Origin of the sequence: Acidocella sp. MX-AZ03, assembly GCF_027626035.1 — a bacterium.
In the GTDB taxonomy this organism is placed as follows: Bacteria; Pseudomonadota; Alphaproteobacteria; order Acetobacterales; family Acetobacteraceae; genus Acidocella; species Acidocella facilis.
In genome coordinates this window covers 2,321,078-2,336,019 of sequence record NZ_CP110774.1, presented here as the reverse complement: position 1 = coordinate 2,336,019, position 14,942 = coordinate 2,321,078, and the positions used below count along the sequence as shown (strand labels likewise).

The 14,942-nt window shown below is 63.8% G+C and carries 12 protein-coding genes; 8 read left to right on the top strand and 4 right to left on the bottom strand.

Annotated features, from left to right (window positions below):
- Positions 1–2: 2 nt before the first annotated feature.
- Both GT370_RS12890 and GT370_RS12885 read right to left on the bottom strand, forming a co-directional pair.
- On the bottom strand, positions 3–1,184 hold the full coding sequence (locus tag GT370_RS12890; protein WP_270183174.1) for a response regulator: 1,182 nt from the start codon (positions 1,182–1,184) through the stop codon (positions 3–5).
- A gap of 35 nt (positions 1,185–1,219) precedes the next feature.
- Positions 1,220–3,436 (bottom strand): CHASE3 domain-containing protein, encoded by a 2,217-nt coding sequence (locus GT370_RS12885; RefSeq protein ID WP_270183173.1) that lies wholly within the window; start codon positions 3,434–3,436, stop codon positions 1,220–1,222.
- 231 nt (positions 3,437–3,667) lie between these two features.
- On the opposite strand from GT370_RS12885, the gene GT370_RS12880 reads away from it, so the two are divergent.
- Positions 3,668–6,163, top strand: coding sequence for an ATP-binding protein (locus GT370_RS12880; RefSeq protein ID WP_144052743.1), 2,496 nt, complete (start codon positions 3,668–3,670; stop codon positions 6,161–6,163).
- A gap of 598 nt (positions 6,164–6,761) precedes the next feature.
- Here GT370_RS12880 and GT370_RS12875 read toward each other — a convergent pair.
- Positions 6,762–7,841: an IS5 family transposase gene (locus GT370_RS12875; RefSeq protein ID WP_083878918.1), complete on the bottom strand. Its 1,080-nt coding sequence runs from the start codon at positions 7,839–7,841 to the stop codon at positions 6,762–6,764.
- 39 nt (positions 7,842–7,880) lie between these two features.
- Positions 7,881–8,852 (bottom strand): LysR family transcriptional regulator, encoded by a 972-nt coding sequence (locus GT370_RS12870; protein WP_270183172.1) that lies wholly within the window; start codon positions 8,850–8,852, stop codon positions 7,881–7,883.
- A gap of 116 nt (positions 8,853–8,968) precedes the next feature.
- Between GT370_RS12870 and GT370_RS12865 the strand changes: the two genes are divergently transcribed.
- The 7 genes from GT370_RS12865 (at position 8,969) to GT370_RS12835 (ending at position 14,928) form a co-directional block, all read left to right on the top strand.
- The gene (locus tag GT370_RS12865) at positions 8,969–10,126 is read left to right on the top strand and encodes an iron-containing alcohol dehydrogenase (protein ID WP_039885166.1); all 1,158 of its coding nucleotides are present in this window, start codon (positions 8,969–8,971) and stop codon (positions 10,124–10,126) included.
- Between the two features lie 246 nt (positions 10,127–10,372).
- Complete coding sequence (locus tag GT370_RS12860; RefSeq protein ID WP_270183171.1) at positions 10,373–11,509, top strand: ABC transporter substrate-binding protein; 1,137 nt, start codon at positions 10,373–10,375, stop codon at positions 11,507–11,509.
- A 109-nt stretch (positions 11,510–11,618) separates the two neighbouring features.
- Complete coding sequence (locus tag GT370_RS12855) at positions 11,619–12,281, top strand: branched-chain amino acid ABC transporter permease (protein WP_270183170.1); 663 nt, start codon at positions 11,619–11,621, stop codon at positions 12,279–12,281.
- Between the two features lie 14 nt (positions 12,282–12,295).
- Positions 12,296–12,487, top strand: a complete 192-nt coding sequence (locus tag GT370_RS12850; RefSeq protein ID WP_270183169.1) for a hypothetical protein — start codon at positions 12,296–12,298, stop codon at positions 12,485–12,487.
- Complete coding sequence (locus tag GT370_RS12845; RefSeq protein ID WP_008494225.1) at positions 12,484–13,461, top strand: branched-chain amino acid ABC transporter permease; 978 nt, start codon at positions 12,484–12,486, stop codon at positions 13,459–13,461. Before GT370_RS12850 ends, GT370_RS12845 begins: the two co-directional genes overlap by 4 nt.
- Entirely contained in the window at positions 13,458–14,417 is a 960-nt protein-coding gene (locus GT370_RS12840; RefSeq protein WP_270183168.1) for an ABC transporter ATP-binding protein, read from the top strand. Before GT370_RS12845 ends, GT370_RS12840 begins: the two co-directional genes overlap by 4 nt.
- Positions 14,314–14,928, top strand: coding sequence for an ABC transporter ATP-binding protein (locus tag GT370_RS12835; RefSeq protein ID WP_270183167.1), 615 nt, complete (start codon positions 14,314–14,316; stop codon positions 14,926–14,928). The genes GT370_RS12840 and GT370_RS12835 overlap by 104 nt, the downstream gene beginning before the upstream one ends.
- The last annotated feature ends 14 nt before the right edge of the window (positions 14,929–14,942 follow it).

Below are 14,942 nucleotides of genomic sequence, written 5' to 3'. Positions count from 1 at the left end.
GGTCATTTCGGCATCCAGACCCGCACCAGCGAGAGCAGCTTCTCCACATCCAGCGGCTTGGCCATATAGTCGCTGGCGCCGGCTTCGATGCAGCGCTGCTGGTCGTCGGGCATCGCCTTGGCGGTGAGCGCGATGATCGGCAGCTTGGCCCAGGCGGGGTTTTCGCGGATGGCACGGGTGGCGGTGAGCCCGTCCATCACCGGCATCATCACATCCATCAGCACCAGATCCACCGCCAGCTCGCGATGCAGCTGGGAGGTCGCCAGCCGCTCCAGCGCCTCCTTGCCATTGCGGGCGATTTCCACCAGCGCGCCGCGCGGCTCCAATATGTTGGTGAGCGCATAAACATTGCGGACATCGTCCTCGACCACCAGGATGCGCCTTCCTTCCAGCAGCGCGTCGCGGTTGCGGGCCTGGCGGATCATGTTCTGCTGCTGCTCCGGCAGCTCGGCCACCACCTGATGCAGGAACAAGGTGACTTCATCGAGCAGCCGCTCGGGGGATTTGGCGCCCTTGATGATGATGGATTTGGAATAGCGGCGCAGCCGCAGCTCGTCATCGGCCGAAAGCTCGCGGCCGGTATAGACGATGACCGGCGGGAAGGAATAGGCATCCTGCTGGCTCAGCGTCTCCAGCAGCGCGTAGCCGGAAGTGTCGGGCAGCGAGAGATCCAGCACCATGCAGTCGAAGGTCTGGGTGCGCAGCAGCTCCAGACATTCCGCGGCGGTGCCGGCGGTGACGGTCTCGGTATCGTCCGAGGCGAGGAGCTTGGAAACGGCGTCGCGCTGGCGCTCATCATCCTCGACGATCAGCACGCGGTGCATGCGTTGCTCCAGCCTGGCTTCCAGCTTGGCCAGCACCTCCGCCACCTGTTCGCGGCGCACCGGCTTGAGCATGTAGCCGACCGCGCCCAGCGACAGCGCGGTCTGCGCATGATCGCCGGCGGAGACGACATGGATGGGGATGTGGCGGGTATGCACGTTGCGCTTCAGCCGGTCGAGCACCGAGAGGCCGGACTGGTCGGGCAGGCCGACATCCAGGATGATCGCGCTCGGGGTGAGGTCGCGCGCCAGGCTGAGCGCTTCCTCGGCGGTGCCGGCGAGCAGCACCTGGAAGCCCATCTCATGCGAGAGATTTTTGAGGATGCCGGCAAAAGCCTGGTCGTCCTCCACCACCAGCAGCACCCGGCGGGATTGATCCAGCGAGTCGCGGTCATCGCTCAGCGGTGGGGTTGGCGCCGGGCGGGCGCGGGTGGGGCCGGGGCGGGCAAGGCGGCCGGCGCCGGGAAGCTGGCCGGGCGCGCGGGGCGCGGCGCCACCAAGCCGGGATCGAACGTCTCCGGCAGGGTCACGGTGAAGACGCTGCCCTGGCCGAGCGTGCTCGTCACCCCCAGCGTGCCGCCGAGCAGCCGGGCGAGCTCGCGCGAGATCGACAGCCCCAGCCCGGTGCCGCCATATTTGCGGCTGATGGTGCCATCCGCCTGATGGAAGGCATCGAAAATATGCGCCTGCTGCTCTTCGGAAATGCCGATGCCGGTATCTGACACGGCGAAGGCGATCCGCCCGCCATCGGCGCGCTGCATGCTCAGCCGCACCTCGCCGGCTTCGGTGAATTTCAGCGCGTTGGAGAGCAGGTTTTTCAGTACCTGCTCCAGGCGCTGGGAATCCGTCACCATGCTGGTCGGCGCGTCCGGCGCGGCCTCGATCACCAGCCCGATCCGCCGCTCGCGGGCGATCGGCTCGAACATCTGGCGCAGATGCGTGGCGATGCGCTCCAGCTTCACATGATCCGGCTGGATTTCGACATGCCCGGCCTCGATCTTGGAGAGATCGAGAATATCGTTGATCAGGGTCAGCAGATCATTGCCGGAGGATTGGATGGTCTGGGCGTATTTCACCTGCTCGGCGGAGAGCGTGTTGGTCGGGTTATCGGCGAGCAGCTTGGCCAGGATCAAAAGCGAGTTCAGCGGCGTGCGCAGCTCGTGCGACATATTGGCCAGGAAGTCCGATTTATAGCGGCTGGCCTGCTCCAGCTCGCGCGCCTTCAGCTGGATGAAGCCATTGGCTTTTTCCAGCTCGTCGCGCTGGCTTTCCAGCAGCTGGGTCTGTTCTTCCAGCCGGGCATTGCCCTGTTCCAGCTCCGCCTGCTGCTGCTCCAGCCGCGCCTGGGATTCCTTCAGCGCCCGGCTCTGCTCCTCCAGCTCCTCGTTGGAGACCCGCAGCTCCTCCCCCTGCACCTGAAGTTCCTCGGATTTTTGCTGGGTTTCCGCCAGCAGCGCCTTCAGCTCGTCGCGGTAGCGGGTGGCGCGCACCACCATGGCGATGGCGGCGGAGAGCTTGTCCAGCAGCGCCACCACCTCGCCATCCACCGGCTGGATGAAGCCCAGCTCCAGCACCGTGTTGGCCACGCCTTCGATGCTGCCGGGCACCACGATCAGCTGGCGCGGGCTGCGCTGGCCGAGCGCGGTGCCGAAGGTGAGATAGCCTTCCGGCACGTTTTCGAGCACGATATGATGGGTCTTCGCCACCGCCTCGCCGAGCAGCCCGTCATGCGCGGTGATGCGCGCCGGCAGGAAGGCGGTGGCCGGCACGCCATAGCTGGCGGTGCGCGCGAAGCCGTCCTCGTCGGCGACATAGATCACCCCGGCGACGGCGCCGAAATAGTTGGACATGAAGGCGAGGATGCTCTCGCCCAGCCGCGCCGCATCCGGCTGGCCGCGCATCGCCGCCTCCAGCCCGACCTGGGCGGACTGGATCCAGTCCTGGCGCTGGCGTTGCAGCGTGGCGCGGCGGATCAGCCAGCCCACCACCAGCGCCAGAATGATGCTGACCAGGCCGGAGGCGATGCCGCTGGCCATCGCGTGCTGGTAGGCGGCCGCCATCTCGCGCAGGCGCTGGGCGCGCAGCACTTCCTCGGTCTGGTCCATCTCGCCGAGCAGATCGCGGATATCGTCCATTTCGATCTTGCCGCGATTGCTGGCGATGATCGCCATCGCCGCGGGCTTGTCGCCGGACTGGGTCAGGGCGATGGTCTGTTTCAGCTCCGCCAGCTTGGCCGCCACATGTTGGCGCAGCGGCGCGATCCGCGCGACCTGTTGCGGGTTATCCTTGACCTGCCACGCCAGCGTGTCGATTTGCGGCGCCATGTTGGCGATGGCGTTATCATAGGGGGCGAGATAGGCGACATCGCCGGTGAGCATGTAGCCGCGCTGCCCGGTTTCGGCATCCAGCGCCGTGGCGCGCAGGGCCGATAGGCTGGCCAGCACATCGTGCGAATGCGAGATTTCGGCATTGTCGCGCTGGATCGTCCGCAGATTGAAATAGGCGGTGGCGCCGCTGATCAGGAAGAAGAGGATGGTGAGACCGAGACCGATGGTGATGGCGAATTCCGATCCTGCCGCGCGTCGATTCGCCTGCCAGCCTGGGGTCCGCTTCATCCTGGTCTCTATTCAATGATCTGTTGGTTAAACCGCGCGTCACACTACATATGGAAAAAGGTAAGGCAAATTGCATTAGTGTCATAAGATTTTTAGGCGCCAGGGCTTGTGCCGGGGTCGGGTCGTCCCGGATGCTAGGAAGCTGGGTCTCCCCGGATCGATGCCAGGTCGGCGTCGGCGTAAATGGAAGCGGACATGTGATGGAAGCGGACATGTGATGGAACCTGGCATGTGACGGCAGTGGCTCGCAGCGGCGCACTGGACGGGCTGGCCCAGCTGGCCGCGCAGATTTGCGGGGTGGCGGCGGGCCGGGTGACGCGCGTCACCTCCGCCGGGCAGCTGGTGCTGGGGCAATTCGGCACGGCGGCGCAGGCGGACGCGATTTTGCCGCTCTCCCATGGCTTCTGCCCGCTGGTGACCGCCGCCGGCGCGATGCTGAGCATTCCCGACATCGAAGCGGTGCCGGCGCACGCGGCGAATGCCGCGCTGCGCGAAGGCTGGCGCTTCTATGCCGGTCTGCCGCTGCGCGATGCGGACGGGGCGATTTTCGGGACGCTCTGCGTGGTCGATCTGGCGGCGCGGCCTGGCGGGCTCTCGCAGGAGCAGGTCGCGGCGCTGACGCTGCTGGGCGGGCAGGCGAGCGCGCAGCTGGCGCTGCGCGAGCAGGCGCGGCGCCAGAGCCAGGATGCCGAGAACGCCGCGCGCTATCGCGCTTTGTTCAATAATCTCGATGCAGGCTTCTGCATCATCGAGTTTTTCGACGGGCCGCACGGTCCGCTCTCCGATTATGTGCATATCGAGGCGAATGAAGGCTATGAGCGCCATACCGGCATTGCCGGCATCGTCGGCAAGACGCTGCGCGAGGTGGCGCCGAATGCGGCTGAGGGCTGGCTGGAGATTTATGGCGAGGTGCTGCGCACGGGCCAGGCGGTGAGCTTTGAGCGGGCGTTCACCGAGGTCGGGCGGGTCATTGAGGTCTCGGCGAATCGCATCGGCCCGGCGAACCAGCGCCAGGTTTCGGTGTTGTTTCGCGATATCACCGCGCGCAAGCGGACCGAGGCGGCGCTGCGCGAAAGCGAGGCGCTGGCCCGCGAGAACGGGCAGCGCCTGCAGTTCGCGCTCGCGGCCGGGGCGATTATCGGCACCTGGCTGTGGAATCTCGGCACCGGCCTGGTTGTGGTGGATGCCGCGTTTGCCGTGAATTTCGGGCTGGACCCGGAATGGGGGCTGGAAGGGCTGGAGCTGTCCCAGATTATGGCCAGCGTGCATCCGGACGATCTGCCGGGGCTGATGGGCGCGATCGACTCAGTGATCGCCCGGGGCGGGCCCTATGCCCACCAATATCGCGTGCGCCGCGCCGATGGGCGATATTACTGGGTGGAGGCGAATGGCCGGGTGGAGCATGATGCGGATGGCACGCCGCTGACCTTCAACGGCGTGCTGCTGGACGTGCAGGAGCGCCGGATGATGCTGGCCGAGCGCGAGCGCGCCGCCGCCGCGCTGCGCAGCCTGAACGAGACGCTGGAGCAGCGCGTGGCTGAGCGTACGGCGGAGCTGATGCGCGCCGAGGAGCAGCTGCGCCAATCCCAGAAAATGGAAGCGGTGGGGCAGCTGACCGGCGGGCTGGCGCATGATTTCAACAATCTGCTCACCGGCATCATCGGCAGCCTGGAATTGCTCGGCACCCGGGTGAATCAGGGCCGGCTGAACGAGCTGGACCGCTATCTGAATGCCGCGCAAGGCGCCGCCCGGCGCGCCGCGGCGCTGACCCACCGGCTGCTGGCCTTCTCCCGCCGGCAGACCCTGGACCCGAAACCGACCGACATGAACCGGCTGGTGCGCGGTATGGAGGAGCTGATCCGCCGCACCATGGGGCCGGAGGTGGAGATCGAGGTGGTGGGCGCGGCCGGGCTGTGGGCGACGCTGGTGGACCCGCCGCAGCTGGAAAACGCCCTGCTCAATCTCTGCATCAATGCCCGCGACGCGATGCCCCATGGCGGCCGGCTGACCATCGAGACCGCCAATCGCTGGCTGGACCCGCGCACGGCGCGGGCGCGCGATCTGCCGCCGGGGCAATATGTCTGCCTCTGCGTCACCGATACCGGAGCGGGGATGCCGCCGGAGGTGATCGCCAAGGCGTTCGACCCGTTTTTCACCACCAAGCCGCTGGGTCAGGGCACCGGGCTGGGATTGTCGATGATCTACGGCTTCGTGCGCCAGAGCGGCGGGGTGGCGCGGATTTATAGCGAGCCGGGACATGGCACGTCGGTGAGCCTGTATCTGCCGCGCTTCGCCGGCGAGGAGGCGGCGGGCGAGCCGGTGCCGGAGCTGCGCGCGGCGCCGCGCGCCAGCCATGGCGAGACGGTGCTGGTGGTGGATGATGAGCCCAGCGTGCGGATGCTGGTGATGGAGGTGCTGGAAGAGCTGGGCTATGCCGCCATCGAGGCGGCGGACGGCCCGGCCGGGCTGCGGGTGCTGCAATCGGATATGCGGATCGACCTGCTGGTCACTGATGTGGGGCTGCCGGGCGGCATGAATGGGCGGCAGATGGCGGATGCCGCGCGCGCCACGCGGCCGGCGCTGAATGTGCTGTTCATTACCGGCTATGCGGAGAACGCCATCATCGGCAACGGCCATCTGGAACCGGGCATGCATGTGCTGACCAAGCCCTTTGCGCTGGAGACGCTGGCGGCGCGGATCAAGGAACTGATCACCAACCCCGGGTGAAGATATAAAAATTGGGGCTGTCCTAGATAACTTTCCGTCTTATGCCTTCAACGCTTTGAAGGATCAGCATTATTTCGATCATTGCAGGGTTTCGCCTTTTGCCCGTGGCGTCAAGGGGTTTACTCGCCTTCGGCGACGCGCGGCGAAGCCGCGCGCCCTTGACGCCACGGGCAAAAGGCGAAGAGACTCGGGATCGACATAATGGCCAGATGAATGAAGATCGGGGACAGCCCCTAAAACTTTGCGGATGTGAAGGCTTTTTTCAAAACCCCGCAGGCTTTCTCTGTCTTCGTCAAAAACCGCGTAATTGTTTCAAGGAGGCGGTCTCAAACCGTCTCTCATCGATTTCACCATGGCGTTTTAGAGCATCAAGCTTTTAGCTTGATGCTCTAACTTTTGTTTTTGCGCGCAATTTTATGTGTTTATCTTGACGCTCCCGCGTCAACCTAAACACTTATTGCGCTAGCAGTTTGCTGAAAAACCCCGAAACTTGGTTTTATTTTTTCTGATTTAGCTTTGGGGCCTGGATTTTGGTTCAAGTGATTGAAGTTTCTTGCCGGTTTCTGGACTTTTTTCGTCCAGCGGACAGACTCGTCCCTTATATTGCCACCATTTTTGGAATGCGTACCAGATTATAGGCGATCAGGTTGAGCATGAAGGTGCCGGCGACCCGCGCAACGCCGCGCAGCTTGGTCTTGCGCATCGTGCCGTGCTGCTTGCCCCAGCCGAATATGCACTCGATCATCGCCCGGCGGGTCTGCGACATCGCATAACCGGGATGGCGCGTGGTGCGTCCGTCAATCGCGCTGCGGCGGTGCCTGCCGGTTTTGGTCTCACCGTTGTTTTGTGTGACATGCGGTGTCACGCCGGCGTCGCGCAGATTGGCGACATGATCGGCGGTATCGTAAGCCTTGTCTTCGCCTACGGTGATCCGCCCGGCGGCCGACTTGGCTTTGGCTTTCAACATCGCTTCCGAGGCTTCACGCTCAGCCGTGCCTGTGGCCTGGGTCACTCGGCCACCCACCGCCAAGCCGTGCCGGTTGTCCATCAGCGCGTGCCCCATATACGAAAGCTTTGCCTCCCGCCCAGCGGCCTTGCGGTACAGCCGGCTTTCCGGGTCGGTGGTGCTGGCATGGGTATCGTTCTTACGCTTCTGACCGTGGAAATCCGAACCATCATCGTCGCTGCCATCCTTCGGCCGGAAGCTCTTCTGCGACGCCCACGCCTCGATCAGCGTGCCGTCCACCGAGAAATGCTCATCCGATAGTAGCGGCGTCACCCGCGGGTGGTTCAGCAGCCGGCTCATGAATTTCTGGAATATATCGCCGTTCTGCAGGCGCTCGCGGTTCTTGCTAAACGTGGTCGGGTTCCAGACCGGATCATCCGGGGATAAGCCCACAAACCAGCGGTACAGGAGATTATAATCCAGTTGCTCCATCAACTGCCGTTCCGAGCGAATCCCGTACAGCACCTGGATCAGCAGCGCGCTCAGCAATTGTTCAGGCGGCACCGAGGGCCGGCCTTCCCTGGAATACAGCCAGGCAAAGCTGCGGCTCATCTCATGCAGAACATCCCGCACCAAAGCACGGATCGCTCGCAACGGATGGGTCGCCGGAACCCGTGTTTCTGGTGAAACATACGAAAACATCCCGCCCTGATCTCGAAAAGAACCCCGCACCCCACGCCTCACAAAACCTGCCAGCCAAAGTGAATCACATCATAATCCCGGCCGCCAGGAGTTTTTCAGCAAACTGCTAGAACCGGTTTTCGGTGCGGCCGCCAGCAGGTCGTTGCCTAAAAACAGAGGCGCGGCATTTTTGATTTCCTGGCGGATGAAGGCCAGCGCCAGCTTCACCGGCATGCTGTGGACGAGGTCCGCATGTACCATCGCCCAGTAGCTGCGTTGCAGATGCAGCGTCTGCGCCAGTACCGCCACCAGCTCCGGCCGGCTTTGCGCCACATAGCCGGGCAGCAGGCAAAGCTGCTGGCCGGCACAGGCGGCTTCCAGCTGCGCGTGAATGCTCGAACATTGCAGGCGCGCGCGCAGGCTCGGTTCCAGCTCGGTCAGATAATCCAGCCCGCGGGTGAAAATCAGCTCATCGATATAGAACGCGAAATCATGCCCGCGCAAATCCTGCGCGCTGCGGATCGGCTTGTGCGCGTTCAGATAATCCTTCGTCCCGAACACGAATAAACGGTAATCGGTGAGCTTCTCCGAGACCAGCTTGCGCGACTCCGGCGGGGTGAGGGTGATCAGGATATCCGTATCCCGGCGCGACATCGAGACCACTTGCTGGATGGTCAGCAGCTCCACCGCCAGCCTTGGATGGGCGGCGGCAAAGCGCGCCAGCCGCCCGGCCAGGAAGAAATTGCCGATGCCCTCCAGCGCGCTGATCTTCACCGCCCCGCTGGCGCTGATCTGGCCGCCGCCCAGCCGCTCCTCCAGCTGGCCGGCCTCTATCTCAATGCGTCCGGCCTGTTCCAGCAGCGCCTCGCCCTGGCGGGTGAGGGAATAGCCGCGGGCATTGCGCACGAACAGGGACACGCCCAAGGCCGCCTCCAGCGCGCTGATCCGCCTGGCCACCGTCGCGTGGTCCGCCGCCAGCATCCGCCCGGCCTGGGAAATGGTGCCGCTGCGCGCCACGGCGAGGAAATAGCGCAGATCGTTCCAGTCGAACCCCGGTCTCATATGTGCAATTCCGCACAGTTGATGGTTGATATTTCCTGTATTCCTGCGGAAGCTGTCAAGGCTAAGGTGATGCTCAAATCCGGCCCGTCAGAGGCAAAGGTGAGAAGGGAGACATAATGTCAGCAATCATGCTTCCGCGCGTGGTGCGCATCGGTGGCGGCGCTCTGGCCGAAACCGGCGAGGCGCTGCTGCAACTCGGCCTCACGCGCCCGGCCATCATCACTGACAAATTCCTGCTGCAAAGTGGTATGGTTGAGCGGCTGCAGGATGTTCTTGGCAAATCCGGCCTGCATGCCTCGGTGTTTTCGGACACCGTTCCTGACCCGACCAGCGATTGCGTCGCCGCCGCGTCCGCGTTCGTGCGCGAAGCGGGGGCGGATTGCGTCATCGGTTTTGGCGGCGGCAGCCCGATCGACACCGCCAAGGCCGCCGCCATTCTGGCGCCGCGCCCGGGCACGATGCGGGCGTTGAAGGCCCCGCATCAGGAGATGACTCCCGGCCTGCCGATCATCGCCATCCCCACCACGGCGGGCACCGGCTCCGAGGCGACGCGCTTCACCATCGTCACCGATACCGCAACCGATGAGAAAATGCTCTGTCCGGGCCTGGCTTATTTGCCGACGCTCGCCATCGTCGATTACGAACTGACGCTGACCATGCCCAAGCGCCTGACCGCCGATACCGGGATCGACGCGCTGACCCATGCGATCGAGGCTTATGTTTCGCGGCTGGCCAACCCGTTTTCGGATTCGATGGCGATCGCCGCCATGCAGGCGATCTGGCGTGGCCTGCGCACCGCCTATCACGAACCCGGCAACCGCGCCGCGCGCGAGCAGGTGATGTTGGGCGCGATGCAGGCGGGGATGGCGTTTTCCAATGCCTCGGTCTGCCTGGTGCATGGCATGAGCCGGCCGATCGGCGCGCATTTTCATGTCGCGCACGGGCTTTCCAACGCGATGCTGCTGCCCGCCATCACGCGCTGGTCGATCGAGGGCAATGTCGCGCGCTATGCGGATTGCGCCCGGGCCATGGGCATCGCCCCGGCCAGTGCCGCGGATGCGCCGGCGGCGGCAGCGCTGGTGGAGGCGTTGCGGGGGCTGAATGAGGATTTGGCGGTTCCCAGCCCGAAAGATTACGGGCTCGATGCGGCGCGCTGGAGGCAGCTGCTGCCATTGATGGCTGAGCAGGCGCTGGCCTCCGGCTCGCCGGGCAACAACCCGCGCGTGCCTGAGGCCGCCGAAATTGTAGCACTTTATCAAGATGTGTGGGGCTGATGCGGTTTTCGCGCGGATCCGCGCAAAGGATTGTTGACATTAACGCAACGGCGAAGGAATATCTCCTAAAAATTCGACGAACTTAACAAAAATTTCGCGGCTAACCGAAATAAATGAGGAAATAACAAGATGGTCTTCAAAAATACCGCCTCTTTGAATCGTCGTGGCTTGCTGAAGGCTGGCGCTGCCGCCTCCGCCTCAAGCCTGATTCTTCCTGAAGTCAGCTGGGCCCAGAGTGAATCGCCGGTGAAGATCGGCAATATCGATCCGCGCACTGGCACCTATGCCGCCCTGGGCGAGAATCAGATTCGCGGCGCCACCATGGCCGTGGATGAGATCAACAAGAAGGGTGGCATTCTCGGCCGCCCGGTGCAGCTGCTGGTGGAAGATTCGCAAGGCCTGCCCGGCCCGGCCGTCAGCAAGGCGCAGAAAATGGTCAGTCAGGATAAGGTGGATTTCCTGATGGGGTCGGTGAACTCTGCTGTTTCCGCCTCGCTGGCGCAATTCTCCAGCCAGCATAACCTGCTTTACATCGACACTGGCGGCCATGCCGATCCGATCACTGGCAAGAACTGCACCTGGAATACTTTCCGCACCTGTTCCACCACCTGGCTGGAAACCGCCGCGGACTTCGATCTGCTCTATCAGAAATTCGGCAAGAAATGGTTTTTCATCACGCCGGACTATGCTTTCGGCCATTCGCTGCATGATGATTATGTCGCGCAGCTGACCAAGGCCGGCGGTGTGTCGCTAGGCAACGCGCTGGCACCTTTGGGCACCACGGATTTCTCCTCCTACCTGATCCAGGCGCGGGCCGCGAAGCCGGACGTGCTGATCTGCCTGCAGGCGGGCGACGATCTGGTGAATGTGCTGAAGCAGGCTGTGCAGTTCGGCATGAACACGCAGATGACCATTGCCGGCGCGCAGCAGGAGCTGGAAGTTCTGGAGGCGCTGCCACCGGCGGCGCGGCTCGGCTGGTGGACGTTCGAGTGGTACTGGAACCAGCCCGGCGTCGCGCATCTGGAAGATTTCGTCGCCGCGCATAAAGCGAAATATAACGGCAAGGTGCCGACCGCGCGCACCTGGTTCGGCTATGCCTCGGCGCATGCCATCGCGTTGGCGGCGAACCAGGCGAAGTCGCTGGATGCGCTGAAGGTTGTGCGGGCGCTGGAAGGGCTGGTGCTGCCGCCGGAAGTCGCGCTGCAGCCGGGCAAGTGCTATTACCGGGCGGAGGATCATCAGATGATCGCCAACATGTTCCCCGGCAACGTGCCCAACGGCGCCACCTATCCCAACCTGTTCAACGTGGCGCAGACCGTGCCGAGCGGGACGATCGCGAAATCCCCGGCCGAGGCCGGTTGCAAGCTCGTCTATCCGAGCTGAGCCTTGGCGTGACCGCAAGGGAGCCGGCGTGGGGATGCCGGCTCCCTTTTCCGTTATGCACGGTTGCAATGAAAAGCTGCGCCGCGTGGCGCTTTAAGGGCGAAACACCGTGGAATCACTGATTATGTACAGCGCGTTCAACGGGCTGATCGTCGGCATCTTCTACGCGCTGATGGCGCTGGGGCTGTCGCTGATCCTGGGCTTGAACGGCGTCATCAATTTCGCGCACGGCACCTTCATGGCGCTGGGCGGCTATCTGGCTTTCACCATCGAGCCTTATGTCGGGTTCTGGGGGAGTCTCATCCTGGCGCCGTTCGGGGCGGTGGTGCTCGGCCTGCTGGTCGAACGGATTTTGATCCGTCCGCTTTATGGGCGCGATCCTTTGTTCTCGCTGCTGCTCACCTTCGGGCTGGCGATGATCATGGAGGATCTGATCCGCACCATCTGGGGCTCGGTCGGGCAGCCCTTCGTGCTACCCAATTATCTGAACACCCCGCTGTCCGCCTCGCTGTTTTTCCTCACCGGCTATCGGCTGGTGTTGATCGCGATCACCATTCTGGTCACCGGCGCGCTGTTCGCGGTGCTGCGTTATACGCGCATCGGCATCCGCATCCGCGCCGGCAATGCGGATCTGGAGACGATCTCGGCGATGGGGGTGAATATCTTCTTCCTGCGCGCTGCGAATTTCGGCATCGGCATTTTCCTCGCCGGGCTGGCGGGATTCTCGCGGCGGGGCAGCTCGGGCTTTCGCCCTCGATCGGCTCCTCGCTGATCATGCCGTCTTTCGTGGCGATCATCGTCGGCGGTGTCGGCAGCTTGATCGGCTCCGTGCTGGGCGGGCTGATCATCGGCATCGCCTCGGGCATCACCGCGGCGTTTTTCCCCGTCGCGCAGGAGGTGGTGATCTATGTGATCATGGCTGTTGTGCTGGTCCTCAGGCCGCGTGGCCTGCTCGGTCAGGAAGGATTGTTTGAATGAGCGCCTCCATCGAAACCAAACCGGCGGCGGCGCAAGGCTCCGCGCGCATGCTGGTGGCGGCCGGCATCTGGGTGCTGCTGCTGCTGGTGCCGCTCTGGCTGCCGGCTCTGGGTGGCTATACGGATCTCGCCACACGCGCGCTGATCTACGCCATCGCCGCCTCCGGGCTGAATCTCGTGCTCGGCTATACCGGCGGGCTTTCCTTTGGCCATGCCGCCTATTTCGGGCTGGGCGCCTACGGGGCGGGGCTGTGCCTGATCTATATCGCGCCCTCGCTGCCGCTGGCGATTCTGGCGGGCACGGTGCTGGGCGGCATCGCCGGCATTCTGGTCGGGCCGATGGCGATGAAGCGCAAGGGCATCTATTTCGCGATGATCACCATCGCCTTCGGGCAGATGTTCTATTTCATCGCGGTGCGCTGGAATGCGCTGACCGGCGGTGAGGATGGGCTGACCGGCTTCTCGCGCGTGCCGCTGCATCTGGGCGGGCATGCGATCCACATGGGGCCGGTGCGGTTTTATTATCTGGTGCTGGCCTTGTTCGCGGTGGTGATGCTGGTGCTCTGGCAGATTTTGCGCTCGCCGCTCGGCCATAGCTTCGTGGCGGTGCGCGAGAACACCACCAGGCTGCGCTTTCTAGGCGTTGCGGTGGATAAGCAGATCTGGGTGGCGTTCGCGATTTCCACCTTCATCACCGCGCTCGCGGGGGCGCTGAATGCGCTGCTCACCGGCTTTGCCTCGCCGGATAATCTCGGCTGGCAGCTTTCGGGCTCCTTCGTCGTCATCTGCGTGCTGGGCGGGATGCGCTCTTACTGGGGGCCGTTCCTGGGGGCGATCATCTTCATCGTCGCGCAGGATTATCTCTCCAGCGTGACGCAGAACTGGATGAGCTTCATCGGTCTGATCTTCGTGCTGGCGGTGTTGTTCTTCCCGCAAGGTCTGCTGGGCTTCATCAAGGGGAGGGCGCGGTCATGAGCTTCCTGACATTGGATGGCGTCGGCCGCCGCTTCGGCGCGGTGCAGGCGCTGAAGGGGATTTCGCTGTCGGTGGAGAAAGGCGAGCTGCGCGCCATCATCGGGCCGAACGGGGCGGGCAAGACCACCTTGTTCAACCTGATTTCCGGCTACTTCCCGCCCAGCGAAGGCAGCATCAAGTTCGATGGCCAGCCGATCCTTGCGGTCTCGCCGAACGCGCTGGTGCGCCGGGGGATCATCCGCACCTTCCAGATCACCCAGGTGTTTCTCTCGCTCAGCGTCTATGAAAATCTGCGCGTGGCGGTGGAGACGGCGATGGGGTTGCAGCTGCGGCCCTGGATCTCGCGCAATGTTCGCAACCAGGTCGAGGCGAAGGTGGAGGAGCTGGCGGCGATCACCCGGATCGGCCCGAAGATGGACCGGATCGTCGGCGAGATGTCGCATGGGGATCAGCGCGTCGTCGAGGTTGGCATCGCGCTGTCGCGGCATCCGAAGCTGCTGCTGCTGGATGAACCGACGGCGGGGATGGGTGATGAGGAAACCAACCACATGACCGATCTGATCCGCCGGCTGAACAAGGAGCAAGGCATCACCATCCTGTTCGTCGAGCATGATATGGCGATCGTGTTCGGCATCGCGGACCGGATTACCGTGCTGGATAACGGCACCATGCTGGCGGAGGGCACGGCCAGGGAGATTTCCGAAAATCCCGCGTGCAATCGGCCTATCTCGGCAATGCGCTGGAGGAGAACGCGGCATGAGCGCGGTTCTGGAAATCGATGGTGTGCACACCTATTACGGCAAGAGCCATATTCTGCACGGCGTGTCGCTGAAGGTGGAGGAGGGCGAGCTGGTGGCGCTGCTGGGCCGCAATGGCGCTGGCAAAACCACCACCATGCGCAGCGTGATGAGCCTCACGCCGCCAAAAGCCGGCAGTGTGAAACTGTTCGGGCGTGACCTCACCCGCGCCTCGCCGCATAAGATCGCGGTCTCCGGCGTCGGCTATGTGCCGGAGGGGCGCAAGATTTTCGGCCATATGAGCGTGCATGAAAATCTGCAGGTGCCGCCGGAGATCAGCGGGCCGTGGAATATTGAGACGGTGTATGAGCTGTTTCCCCGGCTGTTCGAGCGCCGCGCCAGCAAGGGCGGGCGGCTTTCGGGCGGCGAGCAGGAGATGCTGGCGATTGCCCGCGCGCTGCTGCTGAACCCGAAGCTGCTGATTTTGGACGAGCCGAGCCAGGGTCTGGCGCCGGTGATCGTGCAGGAGGTGATGCGCACCATCGCGCGGATGAAGAAGGAGGGCATGTCGGTGCTGCTGGTCGAGCAGAACGCCATGCTGGCCTTGCAGCTGGCGGACCGCGCCTATGTGCTGGCCGATGGCGAGATGGTTTATTCCGGCGATGCGGCGACGCTGAAAGCCGACAAGGCCAGGATGGAAAGCCTGGCCGGCGTCAGCCATGCGGCCTGACCAATTGCTCTTGC

Bases quoted from the DNA above. Each gene is read 5' to 3' on its own strand.
- GT370_RS12865 (WP_039885166.1), top strand. From the start codon at position 8,969: ATGTCAGCAATCATGCTTCCGCGCGTGGTGCGCATCGGTGGCGGCGCT.
- GT370_RS12845 (WP_008494225.1), top strand. From the start codon at position 12,484: ATGAGCGCCTCCATCGAAACCAAACCGGCGGCGGCGCAAGGCTCCGCG.
- GT370_RS12840 (WP_270183168.1), top strand. From the start codon at position 13,458: ATGAGCTTCCTGACATTGGATGGCGTCGGCCGCCGCTTCGGCGCGGTG.
- GT370_RS12870 (WP_270183172.1), bottom strand. From the start codon at position 8,852: ATGAGACCGGGGTTCGACTGGAACGATCTGCGCTATTTCCTCGCCGTG.
- GT370_RS12885 (WP_270183173.1), bottom strand. From the start codon at position 3,436: ATGAAGCGGACCCCAGGCTGGCAGGCGAATCGACGCGCGGCAGGATCG.